This window comes from Janthinobacterium sp. GW823-FHT03B06, assembly GCF_058796955.1.
Genome location: NZ_JBXAJE010000012.1, coordinates 1 through 20968, shown reverse-complemented (window position 1 = coordinate 20968; position 20968 = coordinate 1). Strand labels below are relative to the sequence as shown.

Sequence of the window (20968 nt, the reverse complement as noted above, 5' to 3'; positions counted from 1 at the left end):
CATGTCCATCCCTCCGCTGGCCGACGGCGCCGCACGTGACGAGGCCTGGTGGCGCCAGGTAGCCAGGTTTTATCCCGCGCCGCCGGACGCCATCGTCAATCTCGAGCACGGCTATTTCGGCGCCATGGCCGCCCCCGTGCAAGCGGCCTTCGAGCAGGCCGTGCGCTACACCAACGAGCAACTGAGTCCTTTCGTGCGCGGCGAATTCACGCGCACGCATGTGGATATTCTGCGCCGGCGCGTCGCCGCGCTGATCCATGCGGAACCGCATGAAATCCTGCTGACCCGCAGCGGCACCGAGTCGATGCAGGTGCTGATCACGCAATACCACGGCCTGGCGCCCGGCGATACCGTGCTGTGGAGTAATCTCGACTATCCGGCCATGCGCACGGCCATGCGCTGGCTGGCGCAGCGCCGTGGCGTCACCAGCACGCCAGTCGCATTGAACTTGCCCATCGGCGATGACGAGATCATCGCCCGCTACGCGCAAGCCATGCGCCAGGCCGTCAAGCCCAAATTGCTGCTGCTGTCGCAGGTGACGCCGGCTAATGGCCAGCAACTGCCGCTACAGGAAATCATGGCGCTGGCGCGCGAACACGGTATCGACGTGCTGCTCGACAGCGCCCATGCGCTGGGGCAGGTCGACGTGGACGTGCAGGCCATGGGCGTCGATTTCGCCGGTTTCAATCTGCACAAATGGCTGGGGGCCCCGGCGGGACTCGGTGTCGTGTATATCCGCGCATCGCAATTGCACAAGATCGAGCCGCATTGTGGCGACGACGATTATCCGCTGGACGATATCCGCAGCCGCCTGCACATGGGCATGCCGCCGATCGGCGCCATCCTGGCCGCGCCTGCCGCCTTGGACTTCCATGCGCGCCTGGGCGGCACGCCGGCCAAGAACGAACGCCTGGCCTGGCTGCGCAATTACTGGGTCGAGCGGGCGGCGCAGTTGCCCGGCGTGCGCATCCTGTCGCCGCTCGATGCCAAACGCGGCACGGCGCTGGTCGCCTTTGCCGTCGACGGCATGGGCGCGCGCGATCTGCAGCAAGCCTTGCTGCAGCGTTTTGGAATATTTACCGTGCAGCGCAATATTGGCGATGCCGACATCGTGCGCGCCACGGTGGCAATCACCACCACCACCGCTGAACTGGACCAATTGGTGGCGGCGCTGACGGTGCTGTCCAGCGAGGCGAACGCCTGACAAAACCGTCGCGAGCGCACGCGCAGCAGGTTTGGTCAGGTGTTCTAGTACTCGCGGCGGTTCGGCTTGATCTCTTGCAGGATCGTCGTGGAGATCTCTTCGATCGACTTGGTGGTCGAGGAGAGCCAGCGGATACCCTCGCGTTTCATCATTTTTTCCGCCTCGTTGACTTCGTAACGGCAGTTTTCAATCGCCGCATACTTGCTTCCAGCGCGTCTTTCGTTGCGTATTTCCGACAAACGTTCGGGCGTAATGCTCAATCCGAAAATTTTATTCTTAAATTCCAGCAGGGCCGATGGCAGCTTGTCGCGCTCGAAATCGTCGGGAATCAGCGGATAATTGGCCGCCTTGATACCGTATTGCATGGCCAGATACAGGCTGGTCGGGGTCTTGCCAGAGCGCGAAACACCCACCAGAATGACATCGGCCGAGGACAGGTTCTTGTGCGACTGCCCATCGTCATGCGCCAGCGAATAGTTGATCGCCTCGATGCGGTTCTTGTATTCCTCGCTGTCGACGATGTTGTGCGAGCGCCCGATGGTATGGGTCGACATCACGCCCAGCTCCTGCTCCAGCGGGGCCACAAAGGTCTGGATCAGGTCCATGTGCATGCCGCTGGACTTGCGGATCACGGCCGACAGGTCGTTCTTCACCAGGGTGGAGAAAATGATCGGGCGCTGGCCATCGGCGGCGAAGGCTTCGTTGATCTTGCGCGCCGCATCGTATGCCTTGTCCATGGTGTCGATGAAGGGCAGGCGGATCTGACGGAAGCGCAGGTCGAACTGCGTCAGCACCGAGTGGCCGAACGTCTCGGCGGTGATGCCGGTACCGTCGGAAACGAAGAAGACGGTGCGGGCCGCGGAGGGCAGAGGAGGGCGTGGTTCTTGTGTCATGGGTTTTCGGATCAAGATTGTGCGTCGTCAATTTGCGCCGCACAAGGTAAAATGGCTGCAACGGTATGATTGTGCTGCACGACGCCAAGAATAACAAGAAGACTGTCTGTGCGCCGCGCGTAAAGATTTCTATCATCAGTAAGGGTGTCATTATGACCAACGCAGTATCGCAACAGCAGGAAGACAAGGACGCGGTGTATGTTGCCTCGTTCGAGCATTTGCGCATGACGGATGTCGAATCCGTCGGCGGCAAGAACGCCTCCCTGGGCGAAATGATCAGCCAGCTGGCGGAAGCCGGCGTGCGCGTGCCCGGTGGCTTTGCCACCACGGCGCAGGCATTCCGCGATTTCCTTTCGTATAGCGCCAACGGCGGCTTGCCGCTGGCCGAACGCATCGCCCAGCGCCTCGAAGGGCTGAACATCGATGACGTGCGCGCGCTGGCGCAAGCCGGCGCCGAGATCCGTCAATGGATCGTCGAAACGCCGTTCCAGCCACGCCTGGCCGCTGAAATCGATCAGTTCTACGCCAAGCTGGTGGCCGATTCCGACACCGAAATGTCGTTTGCCGTGCGTTCCTCGGCCACGGCGGAAGACTTGCCGGACGCCTCTTTTGCTGGTCAGCAAGAAACCTTCCTGAACGTGGTCGGCATCGACAACGTGCTCGAAGCCATGAAACAGGTGTTCGCGTCGCTGTACAACGACCGCGCCATCTCGTATCGCGTGCACAAGGGCTTTACGCACGCTGAAGTGGCCTTGTCGGCCGGCGTGCAGCGCATGGTGCGTTCCGACCTGGGCGCGGCCGGCGTGATGTTCACCATCGATACCGAGTCGGGCTTCAAGGACGTGGTCTTCGTCACTTCCAGCTATGGCCTGGGCGAAACCGTGGTGCAGGGCGCCGTCAATCCCGATGAATTCTATGTGCACAAGCCGATGCTGGAAAAAGGCAAGTCGCCTGTGATCCGCCGCAATATCGGCTCGAAGCTGCTGAAGATGGAATTCACGAACGAAGCGAAAGCCGGCCGTTCCGTGAAAACCGTCGACGTGCCGGTCGAAATGCGCAACCGCTACTCGCTGAACGACAGCGAAGTGGTGGAGCTGGCCAAGTACGCCGTCATCATCGAAAACCACTACGGCCGTCCGATGGACATCGAGTGGGGCAAGGATGGCCGCGACGGCAAGCTGTATATCCTGCAGGCGCGTCCTGAAACCGTCAAGTCGCAGCAAAAGGCGACCGACGTGCAGGAACGCTTCAAGCTGAAAAGCACGGGCACCGTGCTGACGTCCGGCCGCGCCATCGGTCAGAAGATCGGCGCCGGCCCCGTGCGCGTGATCCACGACCCGGCCGACATGGAGCGCGTGCAGCCAGGCGACGTGCTCGTTGCCGACATGACGGACCCGAACTGGGAACCGGTCATGAAGCGCGCATCGGCCATCGTCACCAATCGCGGCGGCCGTACTTGCCACGCAGCAATTATTGCCCGTGAATTGGGCGTGCCGGCCGTCGTCGGCTGCGGCGACGCGACCGACGTGCTGAAAGACGGCACGTTCGTCACCGTCGTCTGCTCCGAAGGCGACGAAGGCAAGATCTACGACGGCTTGCTGGAAACGGAAGTGTCGGAAGTGTCGCGCGGCGAATTGCCGAAGCTCGATACCAAGATCATGCTCAACGTGGGCAATCCGCAGCTGGCGTTCGACTTCCAGTCCGTGCCGAATGCGGGCGTGGGCCTGGCGCGCCTGGAATTCATCATCAATAACAATATTGGTGTGCATCCGCGCGCGATCCTGGAATATCCGAACATCGATGCCGACCTGAAAAAGGCCGTGGAATCGGTGGCGCGCGGCCATGCTTCGCCGAAGGCGTTCTATATCGACAAGCTGGCTGAAGGTATCGCTACCATCGCCGCCGCGTTCTGGCCGAAAAAAGTCATCGTGCGCCTGTCCGACTTCAAGTCGAACGAGTACAAGAAGCTGATCGGCGGTTCGCGCTACGAGCCGGACGAGGAAAACCCGATGCTGGGCTTCCGCGGCGCGGCGCGCTACCTGTCGGCCGACTTCTCCGAAGCGTTCAACATGGAATGCGAAGCGATGAAACGCGTGCGCAATGACATGGGCCTGACGAACGTGGAAATCATGGTGCCGTTCGTGCGCACCCTGGGCCAGGCCGAAAAAGTCATCGACCTGCTGGCAAAGAATGGCCTGAAGCGCGGCGAGAACGACCTGCGCGTCATCATGATGTGCGAAGTGCCGTCGAACGCCATCCTGGCAGACCAGTTCCTCGACCATTTCGACGGCTTCTCGATCGGTTCCAACGACCTGACCCAGCTGACCCTGGGCCTGGACCGCGATTCCGGCATGGAATTGCTGGCCGCCGATTTCGACGAGCGCGATCCCGCCGTGAAAGCCCTGCTGGCCCTGGCCATCAAGGCTTGCCTGGCACGCGGCAAGTACATCGGCATCTGCGGCCAGGGGCCTTCCGACCATCCGGACTTCGCCGTCTGGCTGATGGAGCAGGGCATCGAATCGATGTCCCTGAATCCCGACTCGGTGATCGACACCTGGCAAAAGCTCGCTGCGCTGAAAGCGTAAGCGTCTTTCCCGCCCTCTGAAAACCCGCTGCCACTGACCTGGCAGCGGGTTTTTTATGCCTGCCATGCTGCGCACGGCAGTATTTGATGGGCTTGCGCCAGATCAGCTAAAATGATTCCACCAATACATTGAAACGGGAGTTCACATGGCAAGCAAGAAACCGAGCAAAGTGGCAAAGATCGATATCGGCATTTCCGAAGCGGACCGCGCGAAAATTGCGGAAGGCCTGTCCGGCCTGCTGGCCGACAGCTACACCTTGTACCTGATGACCCATAATTTTCACTGGAACGTCAAGGGGCCGATGTTCAACACCCTGCACCTGATGTTCATGACGCAATACACGGAGCAGTGGGCCGCGCTGGACTTGATCGCCGAGCGTATCCGCGCCCTCGGCTATCCGGCGCCGGGCACCTACAAGGAATTCGTCAAGCTCGCTTCGATCAAGGAAATCGACGGCGTGCCGCCGGCGCTGGACATGGTCAGCCACCTGGTGTCGGCACAGGAAGCGACCGCGCGCACGGCGCGCCGTTTGTTCCCGTTGCTCGAGAAAGCCAATGACCAGCCGACGGCCGATTTGATCACGCAGCGCCTCGATTTGCATGAGAAGACGGCGTGGATGTTGCGCAGCCTGCTCGAGGAATAAACGCCGGGCCGGCGGCGCTAATTCGCCGCCGGCTATTGACGTCATCCGGAATTGCGTTAGACTGCTTGTATATAGGTGTTTGGCAAGAATAATATCAGGCAGTGCAGCGCATTAAACCCCGTCGCTTATATAGGCTGCGGGGTTTTTTATTTTGGATTCACAAGGATGGAGGCATCATGGCTGAATGGGTGGGCTGGTTTGTCGCGGCTGGCGCGGTATTGATCCTGGAGCTGTTTACGGGCACGTTTTATCTGCTGATGATCGCCATCGGCGTCAGCGCCGGAGGATTGGTGGCGCTGGCGGGCGGAAATGGCAGCTGGCAGGCCCTGACGGCCGCCATTGTCGGCGTGGCGGCTACGCTGTTATTGCGGCGCAGCCGTTTTGGCAGGGCGGCGCGGCGCGATGCGGCGCAGGATCCGAATGTGAATCTCGATATCGGCCAAAGCGTGGCGGTCGCGCACTGGGTCGATGGCGCGGCGCGCGTCATGTATCGCGGCGCCTTATGGGATGTGGAATTGATTCCCGGCAGCGATACGCAGGCCGGTCATTACACCATACGTGCCGTGCGTGGCAGCCGTTTGATTGTTGGATAACCTGGAGAATAGATTATGGAAGTAAGCATCGGAAGCGTGTCGCTGATCTTGTTATTGCTGGCGTTGGTATTTGTCTTCAAGACGGTCAATGTGGTGCCGCAGCAGCATGCCTGGGTGGTGGAACGGCTGGGCAAGTTCCATGCGGTATTGGGGCCTGGCCTGAATATTGTCGTGCCTTTTGTTGACCGCATCGCTTATAAGCATGTACTCAAGGAAATTCCACTCGACGTGCCGCCGCAGGTGTGCATTACGCGTGACAACACGCAATTGCAGGTCGATGGCATTCTGTATTTCCAGATTACCGATGCGATGCGTGCTTCATATGGTTCGTCGAATTATATTGCCGCCATTACGCAATTGGCGCAAACGACCTTGCGATCGGTGATCGGTAAAATGGAACTCGACAAGACATTTGAAGAGCGCGACCATATCAATACTGCCATCGTGAATGCCATCGATGAATCGGCGGCGAATTGGGGCGTCAAGGTATTGCGCTATGAAATCAAGGATTTGACGCCGCCCAAGGAAATCCTGCATGCGATGCAGGCGCAGATCACGGCCGAGCGTGAAAAGCGCGCGCTGATTGCCGCCTCGGAAGGACGCAAGCAGGAGCAGATCAATATCGCCAGCGGCGAGCGCGAAGCGAACATTGCCCGCTCCGAAGGCGAGAAGCAGGCATCGATCAACCGCGCCGAAGGTCAGGCCACAGCCATCGTTGCGCTGGCACAGGCCAGTGCCGAGGCGCTGCGCCAGGTCGGCGCCGCCATCCGCGAGCCGGGCGGCGAAGATGCCGTCAACCTGAAAGTGGCCGAACAGTATGTGGGCGCCTTCGCGCAATTGGCGAAGACAAATAACTCGATTATTGTGCCGGCCAATCTGGGCGATATGAGTGGTTTGATCGCCGCGGCAATGCAGGTGGTCAAAACCCAGAAGCCGAAAGGTGGCGTGGCGATTCCTTGATTGCCGGTGAATAGCAAACTCGTAGCAAGTTTTCGTCAATACTGCCCGCCATATCGCGGGCAGTTTTCATTTGCGCCACTGGAATATATGGCAGCAGCAGAGCTGGAGTATCAGCGTTGAAATCAGTAGCGCTGAGAATATTTTCTTTATGCTATGCTGTGCGCACTTTCTGGGTTATATGTTGTCGTGCGACGCTTATCTTTTTGATTGAAGTGGAATCTGCTGCACCGATGTCCGCGATGGACGACGACGCGGGATTGGAGGCCGGTGCATGGTGGCCGATAGTATTGGCCCCGTGTATGTTTTGAATTGCAATTTTTAATTACTATAAATTGCAATGAAACAAAAAATACTGCAGAATAAATGTGACCGATGGCGCTGTATTGAATCGCCGCCGCACAAAATACAGGTACTGGCGCAGACGGTACACTGCGGTGTCCGTCCCCTTGATTGAAGACTTGCATCGCCTGAAAGCCGGGAAGTGGGGTTTTTGGGAAAAGAATTGTAAAAAACAATCAAATCTTCAGAAAAAATCACCTCAATCGCGTTACAATTGGATAGAATTTAACTGTTCAGTTATATTTTTCAACTCACACAAGGAAATATCATGGATCTGTCCAGCTTATCCCTGTCCGAACTGCGCACCTTGCAGGACGACATCAAGAAGCAAATGAAAAAACGCGAACAAGACGATCTGTCCAAAGCGCGTGAACAAATCCTGGCGATCGCACAGAGCGTCGGCGTTTCCGTAAAAGATCTGGTTGGTACGGGTATCCGCGCTAAAACGGGCACGGTTGCCGTACGCTATCGCAATCCGGATGATGCGACGCAGCAATGGACTGGCCGTGGCCGTCAACCGAAATGGGTCAAAGAGTGGACCGATTCGGGCAAGTCGCGTGACCTGCTGAAGGTGTAATGTAATACGCCATTCATTCGGATGCTTGTCCTGAGCGGTAATACAGGTGTATAAGGCAGCATGCAAGCATCCGGAACTTTCCTCGTTTTTTGTCTTTGGCGAGGCAGGCAGAGTTGATGTCCTTCGCCGTATCTCCATGGCTTTTTCGCCAATACCGCTTTATTTCCCGCCTTACTTCTTTCTTTTCCCTGCTTTATTCCGTCGCGCTGAGTTTTTCCCGCTTGCCGCAGGCAATCGGCAAAATAAAACCCGGCATATAGCCGGGCTTGTTGGTATTGGCGCAGCACGCTGCGCGCGGTGCCGGATCAGCGGCGGTGCGATTTCATGGCCGCTTGCACTTCGCGCGCGCCATCGCGGTCGCGTTCCGCAGCGCGTTTGTCGTGCTGTTTCTTGCCCTTGGCCAGGCCGATCTCGCATTTCACGCGGCCGCCCTTGTAGTGCAGGTTGAGCGGCACCAGGGTATAGCCGGAGCGTTCCACCTTGCCGATCAGTTTATCCATTTCAGCGCGGTGCAGCAGCAGCTTGCGCGTGCGTACGGCTTCCGGGTGGATATGGGTGGAGGCGGTCGGCAGGGCGCTGATATGCGCGCCGAACAGGAAGAGCTCATCGCCGCGGACGACGACGTAGGCTTCCTTGATTTGTACGCGGGCGTCGCGGATGGCTTTGACTTCCCAGCCTTCCAGCACGATGCCCGCTTCGTAGCGATCCTCGATAAAGTAGTCGTGGAAGGCTTTTCTGTTGTCTGCTATGGTCATGAGATGGTAAATGTGCGCGGGTCGGTTAAACTACTGTCTCGCGCAAGCGCGATAAAATCAAATGTATCCAACATCATAGCAAATGGTTCTTCAATGGCAGTAGTACATAAATCAGTTTTTCTCGGCTATAGCGCCGAACAAATGTTCGCGCTGGTGGCGGCGGTGGAAGATTATCCCAAATTCCTGCCCTGGTGTGGTGCGGTCGAGATTCGCGAGCGGGGCGAGAACACGGTCGTCGCCAGCGTGGGCATACATTACCACGGCGTGCGCCAAAGCTTCACCACGTCCAACGAGAACGTGCCGCCGACTTCCATCAAGATGAAGCTGGTGGACGGTCCTTTCAAGACCCTCGACGGCGTGTGGACCTTCAAGGCCCTGCGCGAAGACGCCTGCAAGATCGAACTGGACCTGCACTACGAGTTTTCCAGCCGCGTACTGGAACAGATCATCGGCCCCGTCTTCGGCATGATTGCCAACAGCATGGTCGATTCCTTTTGCAAGCGCGCGGAGACCGTGTATGGCTGAGACCAGCATGCAGGTGCAAGTGTGCCACGCCTTGCCGGACAGCAGCTTTTTGCGCACCTTGACGGTGCCTGCCGGCACCACCATCGGGCAGGCGGTGGCGCTGAGCGGCTTGCTGCAGGAAATGCCCGGCATCGACCTGGCCGTGAACATGGTCGGCATCTATGGCAAGAAGAAGCCGCTCGATACCGTATTGCACGAGCATGACCGCGTGGAAGTGTACCGCCCCTTGCAGGCGGACCCGAAAGAGGCGCGCCGGCGCAGGGCCAGCGGCAAGCCTGCGAAGGGCTGAGCGGGCAGGGCGGGCAGGGCGGCCGCTGCCTGGCGAGCGCCATTTTTTGCTATTTTCAAATATCTTTTCTATGCTGCAAGGACGAAGGGCGCTTTTTTCTGTATAATCTGCTTTTGCGCCAATAGGAAATGCTATGCGTCTACTTCAAAAAGCACTCACATTCGATGACGTGCTGCTCGTCCCAGCCTACTCCAACGTTCTGCCCGCCGATACGTCCCTCAAAACTCGCCTGACCCGCAACATCACCCTGAATATTCCCTTGCTGTCCGCAGCCATGGATACGGTGACGGAAGCCCGTCTGGCGATCGCGATGGCCCAGGAAGGCGGCATCGGCATCATCCACAAGAATTTGAATCCGAAGGACCAGGCACGTGAAGTGGCCCGCGTAAAGCGTTTCGAAGCTGGCGTGCTGCGTGATCCGATCACGATTCCGCCGGAAATGAAAATCCGCGACGTGATCGCACTGACGGAACAATACGGCATCAGCGGTTTCCCTGTCGTCAAAGGCAAGGAAGTCGTCGGCATCATCACCAACCGCGATTTGCGCTTTGAGCAGGAACTCGACGCGGAAGCTTCCGCCAAGATGACCCCGCGCGAAAAACTCGTCGTCGTCAAGGAAGACGCCGATACGGCCGAAGCCAAGCGCCTGATGAACAAGCACCGTCTCGAGCGCGTGCTGGTCGTCAATGACGCATTCGAATTACGCGGCCTGATCACCGTCAAGGATATCCAGAAGTCGACCTCGCACCCGTTCGCGTCGAAAGACAGCCAGGGCAAACTGCTGGTCGGCGCTGCCGTCGGCGTCGGTGCCAAGGATGAAGAGCGCATCGATCTGCTGGTCGCCGCCGGTGTCGACGTGCTGGTGGTCGACACGGCCCACGGCCACTCGCAAGGCATCCTCGACCGCGTACGCTGGATCAAGACCAAGTACCCGCAAGTAGAAGTGATTGGTGGCAACATCGCTACCGCCGCCGCCGCCAAGGCGCTGGTGGAATACGGCGCCGATGCGGTCAAGGTCGGCATCGGTCCTGGCTCGATCTGCACCACGCGTATCGTCGCCGGTGTGGGCGTGCCGCAAATCACGGCCATCTCGAATGTTGCCGAAGCACTGGAAGGCACGGGCGTGCCATGTATCGCCGACGGCGGTATCCGTTTCTCGGGCGATATCTCGAAAGCGCTGGCCGCTGGCGCCTCGACCGTCATGATGGGTTCCATGTTTGCCGGTACGGAAGAAGCACCAGGCGAAGTGATCCTGTATCAGGGCCGCAGCTACAAATCGTACCGCGGCATGGGTTCGCTGGGCGCGATGTCCGACGGTTCGGCTGACCGTTATTTCCAGGACGCCACCATGAAGGCCGACAAGTTCGTGCCTGAAGGTATCGAAGGCCGCGTGGCCTACAAGGGCAGCGTGCTGGCGATCATCTTCCAGCTGGTGGGCGGCGTGCGTCAATCGATGGGTTACTGCGGTTGCGCCACCATCGACGAACTGCGCGAAAAAGCGGAATTCGTGGAAATCACCTCGGCCGGCATGCGCGAGTCGCATGTCCATGATGTGCAGATCACGAAAGAAGCGCCAAATTATCGCTCCGAGTAAGCGGTAACGAAAGTCCAGACCGGCGCCCAGTGCGCCGGTTTTGCAATTGACCCTGAATAAAGCTCCGACCATGCATTCTAAAATCCTCATTCTCGATTTCGGTTCCCAAGTCACCCAGTTGATCGCCCGCCGCGTGCGCGATTCCGGCGTGTTTTCCGAAGTCTTTCCGTATGACGTCAGCGACGAATTCGTGCGCAACTATGGCGCCGCCGGCGTGATCCTGTCGGGCAGCCACAACTCCACGCTGGACGGCGACTCGCCGCGCGCGCCGCAAGCCGTGTTCGAGCTGGGCGTGCCCGTGCTGGGCATCTGCTACGGCATGCAAACCATGGCGGCCCAGCTGGGCGGCAAGGTGGAAAACGGCCTGGTGCGCGAATTCGGCTACGCCGAAGTGCGCGCCCGCAGCCACACCAAGCTGCTCAACGGTATTGCCGACTTCGTCACCGACGAAGGCCACGGCATGCTGAAAGTATGGATGAGCCATGGCGATAAGGTGCTGGAAATGCCGCCAGGCTTCAAGCTGATGGGCAACACCCCGAGCTGCCCGATCGCCGCCATGGCCGATGAAGAGCGCCAGTTCTACGGCGTGCAGTTCCACCCGGAAGTAACGCACACGGTGCAGGGCAAGGCCATGATCGGCCGTTTCGTGCATGAAATCTGCGGCTGCAAGTCGGACTGGAACATGCCTGACTACATCAGCGAAGCGGTGGAAAAGATCCGCGCGCAAGTGGGCACCGATGACGTCATCCTGGGCTTGTCCGGCGGCGTCGATTCGTCCGTGGCCGCTGCCCTGATCCACCGCGCCATCGGCGACCAGCTGACCTGCGTCTTCGTCGACCACGGCCTGCTGCGCCTGGACGAAGGCAAGATGGTGATGGACATGTTCGCCAAGAACCTGGGCGTGAAAGTCATCCGCGTCGATGCGGAAGACCAGTTCATGGGCCACCTGGCCGGCGTCACCGACCCCGAGCAAAAGCGCAAGATCATCGGCCGCGAGTTCGTCGAAGTGTTCCAGGTCGAATCGGGCAAGCTGGTCAACGCCAAATGGCTGGCGCAAGGCACGATCTACCCGGACGTGATCGAATCGGCCGGCAAGGGCAAGAAGGGCCAGACCATCAAGAGCCACCACAACGTGGGCGGCTTGCCGGACACCATGAAGCTCAAGCTCCTCGAACCCCTGCGCGAACTGTTCAAGGACGAAGTGCGCAAACTGGGCGTGGCCCTGGGCTTGCCGCATGACATGGTCTACCGCCACCCGTTCCCGGGTCCGGGCCTGGGCGTGCGCATCCTCGGCGAAGTCAAGAAAGACTACGCCGACCTGCTGCGCCGCGCCGACGCCATCTTCATCGAAGAACTGCGCAATACGCCGTATGAACCGGTGGTGGTGCCTGGCTTCGACCAGGATAGCGTGCCGACCAACTGGTACGAAGCGACGAGCCAGGCTTTTGCCGTCTTCCTGCCCGTCAAATCGGTGGGCGTGATGGGCGATGGCCGCACCTACGAATACGTGGTGGCACTGCGCGCCGTGCAGACACAGGACTTCATGACGGCTCACTGGGCGCACCTGCCGCACAGTCTGCTGGGCAAGGTCTCGAACCGCATCATCAATGAAGTGCGCGGCATCAACCGCGTCGTCTACGATATTTCGGGCAAGCCGCCGGCGACCATTGAGTGGGAATAATCTCCCGTCCGGCACCGTAAGGTAACGCCGGGTCAATGCAACAGCTAAGCCCCTGATTTTTCAGGGGCTTTTTTTATTTTGTCTGGCAAACCCAAGCAACCCATGGCAGAGCCAAGCACGCTTTTTTGTGGGTATTTTTAAGGGGACTCAAATTGCCGTAGGGAATATTTAACATTTGGTTCTTACTGGTCATTTCCACCGCGAGGGTATCAATGAGGGTATTTTTTATGCCAAGTCATTGATTTTAAGGTTAATTTTAGGTTCCGGGGAAGCTCGTCGGGGCGAGGGTATCTGGGCCTCGCGAGTGGTGGTGGATATCACTTTTTTCGTACTCAGCGATTGATTGTTTGAAATGCGTCCGGTGCCGGTACAGACTTGTGAATGAATGGGAGGTGCCCATGCTGACCGATACAAAATTGAAAAATCTGAAACCAGCTGAAAAAGCCTACAAGGTGCCGGATCGTGATGGAATGTATGCAACGGTCCTTCCCAGTGGCACGATCTCGTTTCGCTATAACTACCGCCTCAATGGCCGATACGAAACCTTGGTGCTTGGACGGTACGGTGCCGGTGGCTTGAGTTTGCAAGAGGCGAGGGAGCGCCTGCAGGACGCGAAGAAAGCGCAATCGGAAGGCAAGTCCCCGTCGCGGCTCAAAGCCCAATCGCGCAATCAGCTGGCCGATGGAGAGCCTTTTAGCGTGTGGGCGGAGCGTTGGTTACTGAAGTACAAAATGGCGGAGTCGACGCGCGACATGCGGCGTGCGGTGTACGAACGCGATCTGAAACGCCCCTTTGGCAGTCTCCTGCTACATGAAATTACGCACAACGAGTTGCGTTCCGTATGCGATGCCATCCTCGCACGTGGCGCCCCCGCGACGGCCGTGCATGCGCGCGATATCGTGAAACTGGTCTTTAAGTACGCAGAACAAAGAGGGAAGAAGGTTGAAAATCCTGCGGATCTGGTTGCTCCCTCATCCATTGCTGTATTTGAGCCGCGCGACCGCGCGTTGGGTGCCGAAGAGATCGCGCTTTTCTACGAACATATCGAGTACGTGCAGTGCGCGCCGACCTTGCGCCTGGCTTGCAAATTACTGTTGCTCACGATGGTGCGCAAATCCGAACTGACGGACGCAACATGGAGTGAGGGTGCGCGCGGTCAATTGCAGTCCTACTTGACGCGACTACAAACTGCGGAGAGCATGCTGCGGCCCTACATGGGAACGCTGATCACGGTGAGGGGCGTCGTTATGACAGGGGACGGGGCGCCGCAGAGCTATATCGGGGCCACGCCATCGCAACGTAGCGACCCATATCTCAACGACGTTTTAGGTATGCAACCGCCTGGTTCTGTGATGCCTGGCGTGGAGACCCGTGACCAGAACCGGCTCGACTATTTTGTTGCTTTGAATGGTTCCGCTTAGAAGGAGTACTGGGCCGAGGAATGGCTGCTGGGGGGAAAGCTCGGCAACACCTTGTCGGGCACGTTCGGGCGGTGGTGGGCGGGAGCGGATGTGGCCTTGGCCGGGAAAGTGAGTTCGTCGGCTGGCGGCAATCTGAGCGCCAGTAAAATCACCGATAAAAGCATGCCGTTACGATTGCTCCCGTCGGAACAAGCCGTCCTTGCGCAAATAGGCAAACTGCCCAACACGACGCTGCAAGGCGACCTGCGCGAGTATGTGGCCAATAGCTATTTCATGCGAAATGGATTCACGTCGTTTGAGGGTAAATGCGGTAGAAATTGCTTTGATGGGGTATATGTCAAGGGGGATCTGGTGTATATCAACGAGGTCAAACCGTTGAATGCGAATGGGTCGATAAAACTCACTGGAGCGAATAGCGGAACTAAGCTGGACGCACAGATGACCGATGAATGGATATCTGGAGCGATTAAGCGTCTTAATGACTCAGGTGACGAAACTTTGATGCAGACCGCCGCGTTGTTGACCAAGGCGAAGAATAGCGGTCGACTTGTAAAAATGGTTACAGGTGTTGGCGATGATGGGGCAGTGGTCATAAAATTAAATGGAGGTAAAAAGTGACGGTAGAACGTAGTCCAGCAGACAGGTTGAAAAATCTTTTGTCGATTTTTGAGGGGGGAGTTCCCGACTCCGTTGATAGCTATATGTATCGGCGCAAGCAAATGCGGCTAGGTGCTGTTCTCACAACTCTGGCTGAACACGCGCGTGCGTGCGCCATTTACGGTTTCTTCGTGGAAAGAAATCTCGATAAGTTCAAGCAGAACTGTTATCTCGCTAGCCGGTTGACACTGGCGAGCATTGTGCAGGATGGTGGCGCGAGCTTCTGTGTTGGAGGTGAATTGTTGTATGGTATGCTTTCCGACAACGAGAAAGTGATCGCAGCAATCGCAGTTGCGGAAACCGAAGAGCTTATTCGACAGCGTAACGCCCCCACCCTCACTGCATTTCATGTCCACATGATCCAACTTGCATTGCGTGGTGACGACGGTGCCTTACTGTCCAAAATTGAGAAGGTGGCCAAGAATGGCCGCAAGCCAGATCGTGCCGATAGTGCTGCAGGCCAGGATTTTTTCTCCCTTTTGCTTAAACGTGACCAAGCTGGCTTGGAGAATTTCATACAGACGCGAAGCGCAAGCATCAAAAGCTCGGATGTGGCCGAGGAGGATTTCTTTTCCTATCTGGGTGTACTGCAGACCAAGCTATGCTGGATCAGGGGTATTCCTGTCCAAATCGATAGCCCTCTGGTACCGATGGCATTGATGCCGGTGCGCCCCTTGGCGCACTATGACGATGTCTATGAATTTCTTGCTCCTGAATGGGTTCCTGCTCCCCAAGGTGTCGTCGCAGACATTCTCCGTTGGCTAAAAAGACAGTTTAAGTAATTCGGTAAGCTGCTGAGCCAGCAGCGGGCCGGGGGCAGGTCCATCATTCATATACGATCTCAGCCTTGGCCGTCTTGATCTGCAGCAGGTGCGCTTTACTAAATACCGATACGGCTCGACTGACTGTTTTGCTCGATACGTGAAAAGCGGCGGCAGTGTGGAGCATGGTATAGGCCGTAGAAAGTTGTTGGGCCATATGTTTGTGAGATTGATTGTTCTCGCTAGTGAAGTACTGATCCCGTGTGGGTATTTCTGAGGGTATCGGCAACTGAATAACGTGGAAAACACTGAAAAATCAAGCGTTTAGCCAGCTCGTTGACAATCGAGTGGGAGCGAGTCCCCATAAAGAAACTTTGCATTTCCGAATAAAGCGAGTAAGCCAAAGCCCTGTTTTTACAGGGCTTTTTTTTTATACATCAATGCCGGACGCCATTGCCTGCTGTGCCGCCGCCGGGCCGCGCGGGGTTTTACTAGTGGTAATTGGATAGTTGAAAGACAGTTACCAAACAGGTAAAGTTCTCAAGAAATAAATAAAGTTGCCCCATAGAAATAATTAATTTATAATTTCCTTACGTAAATAATTACTTAAGGCAACATATGCACCTGCGCTTGACGCCATGGTGCGGTGTATTTTTGTTCAGCGGCACCTTGTGTGCCGCCGTGTCCGCGCAGACCCGTCCCGAAATCGCGCCGCCCCTTCCCACCCCGCCTGGCAGCAGCCAGCGCGACGATGCCAGCCAAGAATTGATCCGCCAGCAAGAACGTGAGCGCCTCCTGCGCCAGCAGCAGGAGCGCAATCCCGACGTGCGCCTGCTCGAGGCGCCCGCGGCCGCTTCCGCCAACCGCGTGCCCACAGGCGAATCGCCGTGCTTTACCATCGATCATCTGCAATTGCGGGGCGAGGACGCCGCCCGGTTCCAGTGGGCGCTGGCCGCAGCCGGGCACGACGACCTGGGGGCACCGGACTCGCCGCTGGGCCGCTGCCTGGGCACGCAGGCCATCAATGTGCTGATGGGGCGCATGCAGAACGCCATCATCGCGCGCGGCTTTGTCACTACGCGCGTGCTGGCCGAGCCGCAGGATTTAAGCAAGGGCACCTTAACCTTGACCTTGATACCGGGCCGCATCCGCCAGATTGGTTTTGCGCCCGGCACCAACCCCCGCGCCACCTGGTGGAATGCCGTGCCGGCGCGGCCCGGCGACTTGCTCAATGTGCGCGATACGGAACAGGCGCTGGAAAACTTCAAGCGCGTGCCGACGGCCGAAGCCGATATCCAGATCATGCCGGCCGAGGGCGGCAATGCGAAGCCGGGCGAGAGCGACCTGCAGATCCAGTGGAAGCAGGGTTTGCCGTTCCGCCTGGCGCTGGGCCTCGACGACGGCGGTTCGCGCTCGACGGGCAAACTGCAGGGCAGCGTGACTCTGTCGTATGACCACTGGCTGACCCTGAACGATCTGTTTTATTTGAGCCTGAACCAGAACGTCGACGGCAACCGCAATGGTCCGCGCGGCACAGGCGGCATGGTGGCCCACTATTCGATTCCCTACGCCTACTGGCTGCTGGCCTTCACGGCCAGCGACAGCCGCTATCACCAGTCCGTGGCCGGCATCAGCCAGGATTACAACTACAGCGGCGCCAGCCAAAACAAGGAAGTGAAACTGTCGCGCCTGGTGTACCGCGACGCGTCGCGCAAGACGACGCTGTCCCTGCGCGGCTGGCAGCGCGCCGCGCAAAACTTCATCGACGACACGGAAGTGGAAGTGCAGCGCCGCCGCATGGCCGGCTGGGAACTGGGCCTTGGCCACCGCGAATTCCTGGGGCAGGCCACCCTGGACCTCAACCTGCAATACCGGCGCGGCACGGGCGCGATGCATGCGATGGCGGCGCCCGAGGAAGCGTTTGGCGAGGGTACGTCGCGTTTCAAACTGATCCTGGCCGACGCGGCCCTGTCGGCGCCGTTCAAGCTGGCCGGCCAGCCGCTGCGCTACGCGGGCAGCTGGCGCATGCAGCACAACCGCACGCCGCTGGTGCCGCAGGACCGCTTTGCCATCGGCGGGCGCTACACGGTGCGCGGCTACGACGGCGAAAGCAGCCTGTCGGCCGAACGCGGCTGGCTGCTGCGCAACGAGCTCGGCGTGCCGCTGGGCAGCAGCGGCCAGGAAGCGTATGCGGGCCTGGACCACGGCGAAGTAGCGGGACCGTCCGCCGAATGGCTGATCGCGCGGCGCCTGACGGGCGGCTTTGTCGGCTTGCGCGGGCAGTGGCTGGGCGTGCAGTACGACGCCTTTGTCGGCTGGCCCGTGCGCAAACCTGAGCTGTTCCGTACGGCCAGCCATACGGCCGGCTTCAATTTGAACGCGAGCTTTTAATCATATATCCGACACCATGAGTACCTCTTCTTTGGACATTATCGCCCCCGCCTTGGGCTTGCCTGGGCACAGCGAGGCAGAACTGTTTGGCGCGCTGACATGGCTTTGCATGCATTCTAAGAATCATCGCGATCTGCCGCTAGCGTCTTTCAGCCAGACTTTGTTGAATCCGATCAAACAGCAGCAGTTCATGCTGGCGTTGACGTCGCTCGATGGCGTTCAGCAGCCGGTGGCTTACGTGGCCTGGGCAAATTTCGATGCCGATGCCGAAAGCCGCTATCTGGCAGACGGTAACCATACCTTGATGCGCCCGGAAGACTGGAATAGCGGCGACCGCATGTGGATTACGGACTGGGTCGCTCCATTTGGCCACACGGCATCGTTCGTACGCGAAGTTTCTACACGCCTTTCCGAATCCTGTTACCGGTTTTTGTATCACAAGGGAGACGAGACGGGTTTGCAAGTAAAAACATCCCGCGGTTGCGCGGTTTCCAAGGAGCAGGCGGCCAGCTGGTGGAGCGCCAGGCCCATGCATGCCAATTACGCCAAAACGACATCCATTTAAATATTTATAACACCTAGCGCAGCAAGTTTTGTTAGGTGTTCTCAACGAGAAGAATCCATGAATAAGCACCTGTACCGCATCATATTCAATCAACGCCGTGGCCAATTGATGGTGGTGGGCGAGAATGCCACGTCGCAAGGTAAAGCTCCTGGCGGCGAAAGTGTCATGAACGAGGGTGCAGGGGGAGGTGGCGCGGAATTGACGCTGGCAACGTTGCGGCCGGCCTGCCTCGCGGTATTCAGTGCCTTGGGCATGCTGCTTTTTGTGACCGGTGCTGCGCATGGTCAGGTCGTGGCGGATCGCAATGCCCCGGGAGGCCAGCGTCCAACCGTGTTGCAGACAGCAAATGGCATACCGCAAGTGAATATCCAGACGCCGAGCGGGGCAGGCGTGTCGCGCAATACGTATAGCCAGTTTGACGTGCAGAGCAATGGCGTCATCCTGAATAACAGCCGTGGCAATACGCAAACCCAGACCGGTGGCTGGGTACAAGGCAATCCGTGGCTGGCCGGCGGCAGCGCGCGCGTCATCCTGAACGAAGTCAATTCCGCCAATCCCAGCCAGTTGCGCGGCTATGTCGAAGTGGCGGGACAACGCGCAGAGGTCATCATCGCCAATCCTTCCGGGGTAGCTGTGGATGGCGGCGGCTTTATCAACGCCAGCCGCGTGACGTTGACGACAGGTTCTCCCATTGTCAATGGCGGCAATCTCGACGGCTATGTGGTGCAGCGGGGCATGGTCACCGTCAGCGGCAGGGGACTGGATACGTCACAAAGCGATTACACGTCCATTCTGGCTCGGGCTGTGCAAGTGAATGCTGGCATATGGGCCAACGATCTGCGGGTCGTCACGGGCGCGAACCGGATGGATGCAAATCATGCGGTCGAGGCTGCCGCATCTGGCGATGGCGCGAAGCCTGCGTTTGCACTGGATGTCGCCCAGTTGGGCGGCATGTATGCCGGAAAAATTACACTGATAGGCACCGAGGCTGGTATCGGTACGCGTAACGCCGGAACCGTGGCCGCATCGGTGGGTAATGTGGTGCTGCATTCGGATGGTTGGATCAGCAACAGTGGCTATATTCAGTCTGGTGCTGAAGGTGGCCAGGTACAGGCCAGCGCAGCGGGGAATTTGCAAAATGCGGGCACGATTTATGCCGCAGGCGATACTGGTATTTCAAGCGGTGGTGATATCAGCAACAACGGCGTGATCGCTGCTGCTGGCAATACTGCGCTGCATGGAGGCGGCCGCGTTGATTCAGCCGCCGGTGCGGTGCTGGCTGCTGGCCTGAATGCTGACAATATGCTTCGTCCAACGGGCGATTTGACCGTCGAGGCAAATGCAGGTGCAGGTATCCATGGCATCGGCGCCGCGGGCAATACGGTGCGGATTGCGGCAACCGCAGTCGATCTCGCCGGGGCTAATCTGTCCGCCAGACAGCTTTCTGCCGTGGCAAGCCAGGGAGACCTGGATGCCCGGCACGCCGGGCTGGCCGCGCGCGACACGCTGGCGCTGCAGACCACGCGTTTACTGCGTACCGATGGTGCGCAGGCAACGGGCGGAGAGGTGAGTATTGCTGCGCATGACATATCGAATGTGGGGGGCCAGATTTTGCAACTTGGCGAAGGCGACCTTGCGCTTCGTCTGCCTGGTCAACTCGATAATAGTGCTGGACGGATTGCCACCAATAGCCACAACCTGACCGTGGATGTGGCGGCGCTGGTCAATACAGGCGGCAAGATCGAACATGCGGGCACGGGTGCCCTTGCTATTCATGCCGCCTCGCTGGCAAATCAGCGTGGACAGATAACCGGCAATGGCGACCTTGCGCTCGCGGCTGACGCAGTGGACCACCGCGAGGCGACGACGCTGGCCAGGCATCTGACTGTGCAAGCAGGTACGCTGGATAACCGCGGTGGCAGCCTCATTCAAACGGGAACCGAGCAAACAACGGTGGATGTTGCGCGGGGGCTGGAGAATAGCGGCGGCAGGCTGGAAACCAACGGCAGTCTTGGCCTGTCGGCAGCCAGTGTGCTGAGCGAGCATGGCCGCATTGCCGCAGCGCAGGCCGTCAACATGAACGTTGCCGGGGGCCTGAACAACACGGGCGGTGTGTTGGCTGCTGGACTTTCCCTGACCTTGAATGCTGGCGACGTGAACAATACGCGCGGCCAGATCCAGGCGGTATCCGGTGCGGCCAGCCTGGCCATCGGCGATTTGCGGAATACGGCCGGCAGCGTGTTTGCGGCGGGTGACCTGGCGATTGCGGCCGGCAAGGTCGACAACAGCGGCAGCCTGTACGCAGGCGCGCATCAAACGCTCAAGGCGACGGGTGCCATTGTGAATACGGGCGTGATCGCGGCGCAGGGCAATGCGACGCTCCAGGCGGCCAGCCTGGACAGTTCGGCATCGAGCCTGCTGGGCGCGGGCGTGAAGGCCGATGGCGGCTTGCTGGCGGCGGGCGACTTGCGCGTGACGACGGCACAGGCGCTGCTGGCCAAGGGACAAAACCTGGCGGCGGGCCAGCTGGCCCTG

18 protein-coding genes are annotated in these 20968 nt (G+C 58.8%); 16 read left to right on the top strand and 2 right to left on the bottom strand.

Annotated elements, in window-relative coordinates:
- Position 1 precedes the first annotated feature (1 nt).
- Complete coding sequence (locus AC1RBA_RS26500) at positions 2-1204, top strand: aminotransferase class V-fold PLP-dependent enzyme (RefSeq protein ID WP_492420385.1); 1203 nt, start codon at positions 2-4, stop codon at positions 1202-1204.
- Positions 1205-1248: 44 nt separating this feature from the next.
- On the opposite strand, the gene ppsR is transcribed toward AC1RBA_RS26500, so the two are convergent.
- Positions 1249-2097: a posphoenolpyruvate synthetase regulatory kinase/phosphorylase PpsR gene (gene ppsR / locus AC1RBA_RS26495; RefSeq protein WP_070288024.1), complete on the bottom strand. Its 849-nt coding sequence runs from the start codon at positions 2095-2097 to the stop codon at positions 1249-1251.
- 152 nt (positions 2098-2249) lie between these two features.
- Between ppsR and ppsA the strand changes: the two genes are divergently transcribed.
- From ppsA to AC1RBA_RS26470, 5 genes are all read left to right on the top strand, one after another.
- Positions 2250-4682 (top strand): phosphoenolpyruvate synthase, encoded by a 2433-nt coding sequence (ppsA, locus tag AC1RBA_RS26490; protein ID WP_070221573.1) that lies wholly within the window; start codon positions 2250-2252, stop codon positions 4680-4682.
- 145 nt (positions 4683-4827) lie between these two features.
- Positions 4828-5325: a Dps family protein gene (locus AC1RBA_RS26485; RefSeq protein ID WP_034752224.1), complete on the top strand. Its 498-nt coding sequence runs from the start codon at positions 4828-4830 to the stop codon at positions 5323-5325.
- Between the two features lie 176 nt (positions 5326-5501).
- Positions 5502-5918 (top strand): NfeD family protein, encoded by a 417-nt coding sequence (locus tag AC1RBA_RS26480; RefSeq protein ID WP_070221510.1) that lies wholly within the window; start codon positions 5502-5504, stop codon positions 5916-5918.
- Positions 5919-5933: 15 nt separating this feature from the next.
- Positions 5934-6878: an SPFH domain-containing protein gene (locus tag AC1RBA_RS26475; RefSeq protein ID WP_070221509.1), complete on the top strand. Its 945-nt coding sequence runs from the start codon at positions 5934-5936 to the stop codon at positions 6876-6878.
- A gap of 607 nt (positions 6879-7485) precedes the next feature.
- Positions 7486-7794: an H-NS histone family protein gene (locus AC1RBA_RS26470; RefSeq protein WP_010397665.1), complete on the top strand. Its 309-nt coding sequence runs from the start codon at positions 7486-7488 to the stop codon at positions 7792-7794.
- Positions 7795-8099: 305 nt separating this feature from the next.
- On the opposite strand, the gene smpB is transcribed toward AC1RBA_RS26470, so the two are convergent.
- Positions 8100-8549 (bottom strand): SsrA-binding protein SmpB, encoded by a 450-nt coding sequence (gene smpB / locus AC1RBA_RS26465; RefSeq protein ID WP_034784131.1) that lies wholly within the window; start codon positions 8547-8549, stop codon positions 8100-8102.
- Between the two features lie 93 nt (positions 8550-8642).
- Between smpB and AC1RBA_RS26460 the strand changes: the two genes are divergently transcribed.
- The 10 genes from AC1RBA_RS26460 to AC1RBA_RS26415 form a co-directional block, all read left to right on the top strand.
- Positions 8643-9074 carry a type II toxin-antitoxin system RatA family toxin gene (locus AC1RBA_RS26460; RefSeq protein WP_035818194.1) on the top strand — a complete coding sequence of 144 codons (432 nt, stop codon included), beginning with the start codon at positions 8643-8645 and terminating at the stop codon, positions 9072-9074.
- Positions 9067-9363: an RnfH family protein gene (locus tag AC1RBA_RS26455; RefSeq protein ID WP_070221508.1), complete on the top strand. Its 297-nt coding sequence runs from the start codon at positions 9067-9069 to the stop codon at positions 9361-9363. Before AC1RBA_RS26460 ends, AC1RBA_RS26455 begins: the two co-directional genes overlap by 8 nt.
- Before the next feature lie 133 nt (positions 9364-9496).
- Entirely contained in the window at positions 9497-10957 is a 1461-nt protein-coding gene (gene guaB / locus AC1RBA_RS26450) for an IMP dehydrogenase (protein ID WP_034752206.1), read from the top strand.
- A 70-nt stretch (positions 10958-11027) separates the two neighbouring features.
- A complete protein-coding gene (gene guaA / locus AC1RBA_RS26445; protein WP_070288027.1) occupies positions 11028-12638 on the top strand; it encodes a glutamine-hydrolyzing GMP synthase in 1611 nt (536 codons plus the stop codon).
- Positions 12639-13036: 398 nt separating this feature from the next.
- Complete coding sequence (locus AC1RBA_RS26440; protein WP_070288030.1) at positions 13037-14059, top strand: tyrosine-type recombinase/integrase; 1023 nt, start codon at positions 13037-13039, stop codon at positions 14057-14059.
- Positions 14060-14110: 51 nt separating this feature from the next.
- Positions 14111-14677, top strand: coding sequence for a hypothetical protein (locus AC1RBA_RS26435; protein WP_070288032.1), 567 nt, complete (start codon positions 14111-14113; stop codon positions 14675-14677).
- Positions 14674-15498, top strand: a complete 825-nt coding sequence (locus AC1RBA_RS26430) for an immunity 49 family protein (RefSeq protein ID WP_492420382.1) — start codon at positions 14674-14676, stop codon at positions 15496-15498. The genes AC1RBA_RS26435 and AC1RBA_RS26430 overlap by 4 nt, the downstream gene beginning before the upstream one ends.
- Positions 15499-16095: 597 nt before the next feature.
- Positions 16096-17868 (top strand): ShlB/FhaC/HecB family hemolysin secretion/activation protein, encoded by a 1773-nt coding sequence (locus tag AC1RBA_RS26425; RefSeq protein WP_121669227.1) that lies wholly within the window; start codon positions 16096-16098, stop codon positions 17866-17868.
- Positions 17869-17884: 16 nt separating this feature from the next.
- On the top strand, positions 17885-18433 hold the full coding sequence (locus tag AC1RBA_RS26420; protein WP_070221506.1) for a toxin-activating lysine-acyltransferase: 549 nt from the start codon (positions 17885-17887) through the stop codon (positions 18431-18433).
- Positions 18434-18490: 57 nt separating this feature from the next.
- On the top strand, positions 18491-20968 hold a 2478-nt coding region (locus AC1RBA_RS26415), incomplete at its 3' end, for a two-partner secretion domain-containing protein (RefSeq protein WP_492420379.1).

What these genes read in the sequence shown, in the direction of transcription:
- AC1RBA_RS26500 (WP_492420385.1), top strand. Translation starts at nt 2, where the DNA reads ATGTCCATCCCTCCGCTGGCCGACGGCGCCGCACGTGACGAGGCCTGG.
- ppsR (WP_070288024.1), bottom strand. Translation starts at nt 2,097, where the DNA reads ATGACACAAGAACCACGCCCTCCTCTGCCCTCCGCGGCCCGCACCGTC.
- ppsA (WP_070221573.1), top strand. Translation starts at nt 2,250, where the DNA reads ATGACCAACGCAGTATCGCAACAGCAGGAAGACAAGGACGCGGTGTAT.
- AC1RBA_RS26485 (WP_034752224.1), top strand. Translation starts at nt 4,828, where the DNA reads ATGGCAAGCAAGAAACCGAGCAAAGTGGCAAAGATCGATATCGGCATT.
- AC1RBA_RS26480 (WP_070221510.1), top strand. Translation starts at nt 5,502, where the DNA reads ATGGCTGAATGGGTGGGCTGGTTTGTCGCGGCTGGCGCGGTATTGATC.
- AC1RBA_RS26475 (WP_070221509.1), top strand. Translation starts at nt 5,934, where the DNA reads ATGGAAGTAAGCATCGGAAGCGTGTCGCTGATCTTGTTATTGCTGGCG.
- AC1RBA_RS26470 (WP_010397665.1), top strand. Translation starts at nt 7,486, where the DNA reads ATGGATCTGTCCAGCTTATCCCTGTCCGAACTGCGCACCTTGCAGGAC.
- smpB (WP_034784131.1), bottom strand. Translation starts at nt 8,549, where the DNA reads ATGACCATAGCAGACAACAGAAAAGCCTTCCACGACTACTTTATCGAG.
- AC1RBA_RS26460 (WP_035818194.1), top strand. Translation starts at nt 8,643, where the DNA reads ATGGCAGTAGTACATAAATCAGTTTTTCTCGGCTATAGCGCCGAACAA.
- AC1RBA_RS26455 (WP_070221508.1), top strand. Translation starts at nt 9,067, where the DNA reads ATGGCTGAGACCAGCATGCAGGTGCAAGTGTGCCACGCCTTGCCGGAC.
- guaB (WP_034752206.1), top strand. Translation starts at nt 9,497, where the DNA reads ATGCGTCTACTTCAAAAAGCACTCACATTCGATGACGTGCTGCTCGTC.
- guaA (WP_070288027.1), top strand. Translation starts at nt 11,028, where the DNA reads ATGCATTCTAAAATCCTCATTCTCGATTTCGGTTCCCAAGTCACCCAG.
- AC1RBA_RS26440 (WP_070288030.1), top strand. Translation starts at nt 13,037, where the DNA reads ATGCTGACCGATACAAAATTGAAAAATCTGAAACCAGCTGAAAAAGCC.
- AC1RBA_RS26425 (WP_121669227.1), top strand. Translation starts at nt 16,096, where the DNA reads ATGCACCTGCGCTTGACGCCATGGTGCGGTGTATTTTTGTTCAGCGGC.
- AC1RBA_RS26420 (WP_070221506.1), top strand. Translation starts at nt 17,885, where the DNA reads ATGAGTACCTCTTCTTTGGACATTATCGCCCCCGCCTTGGGCTTGCCT.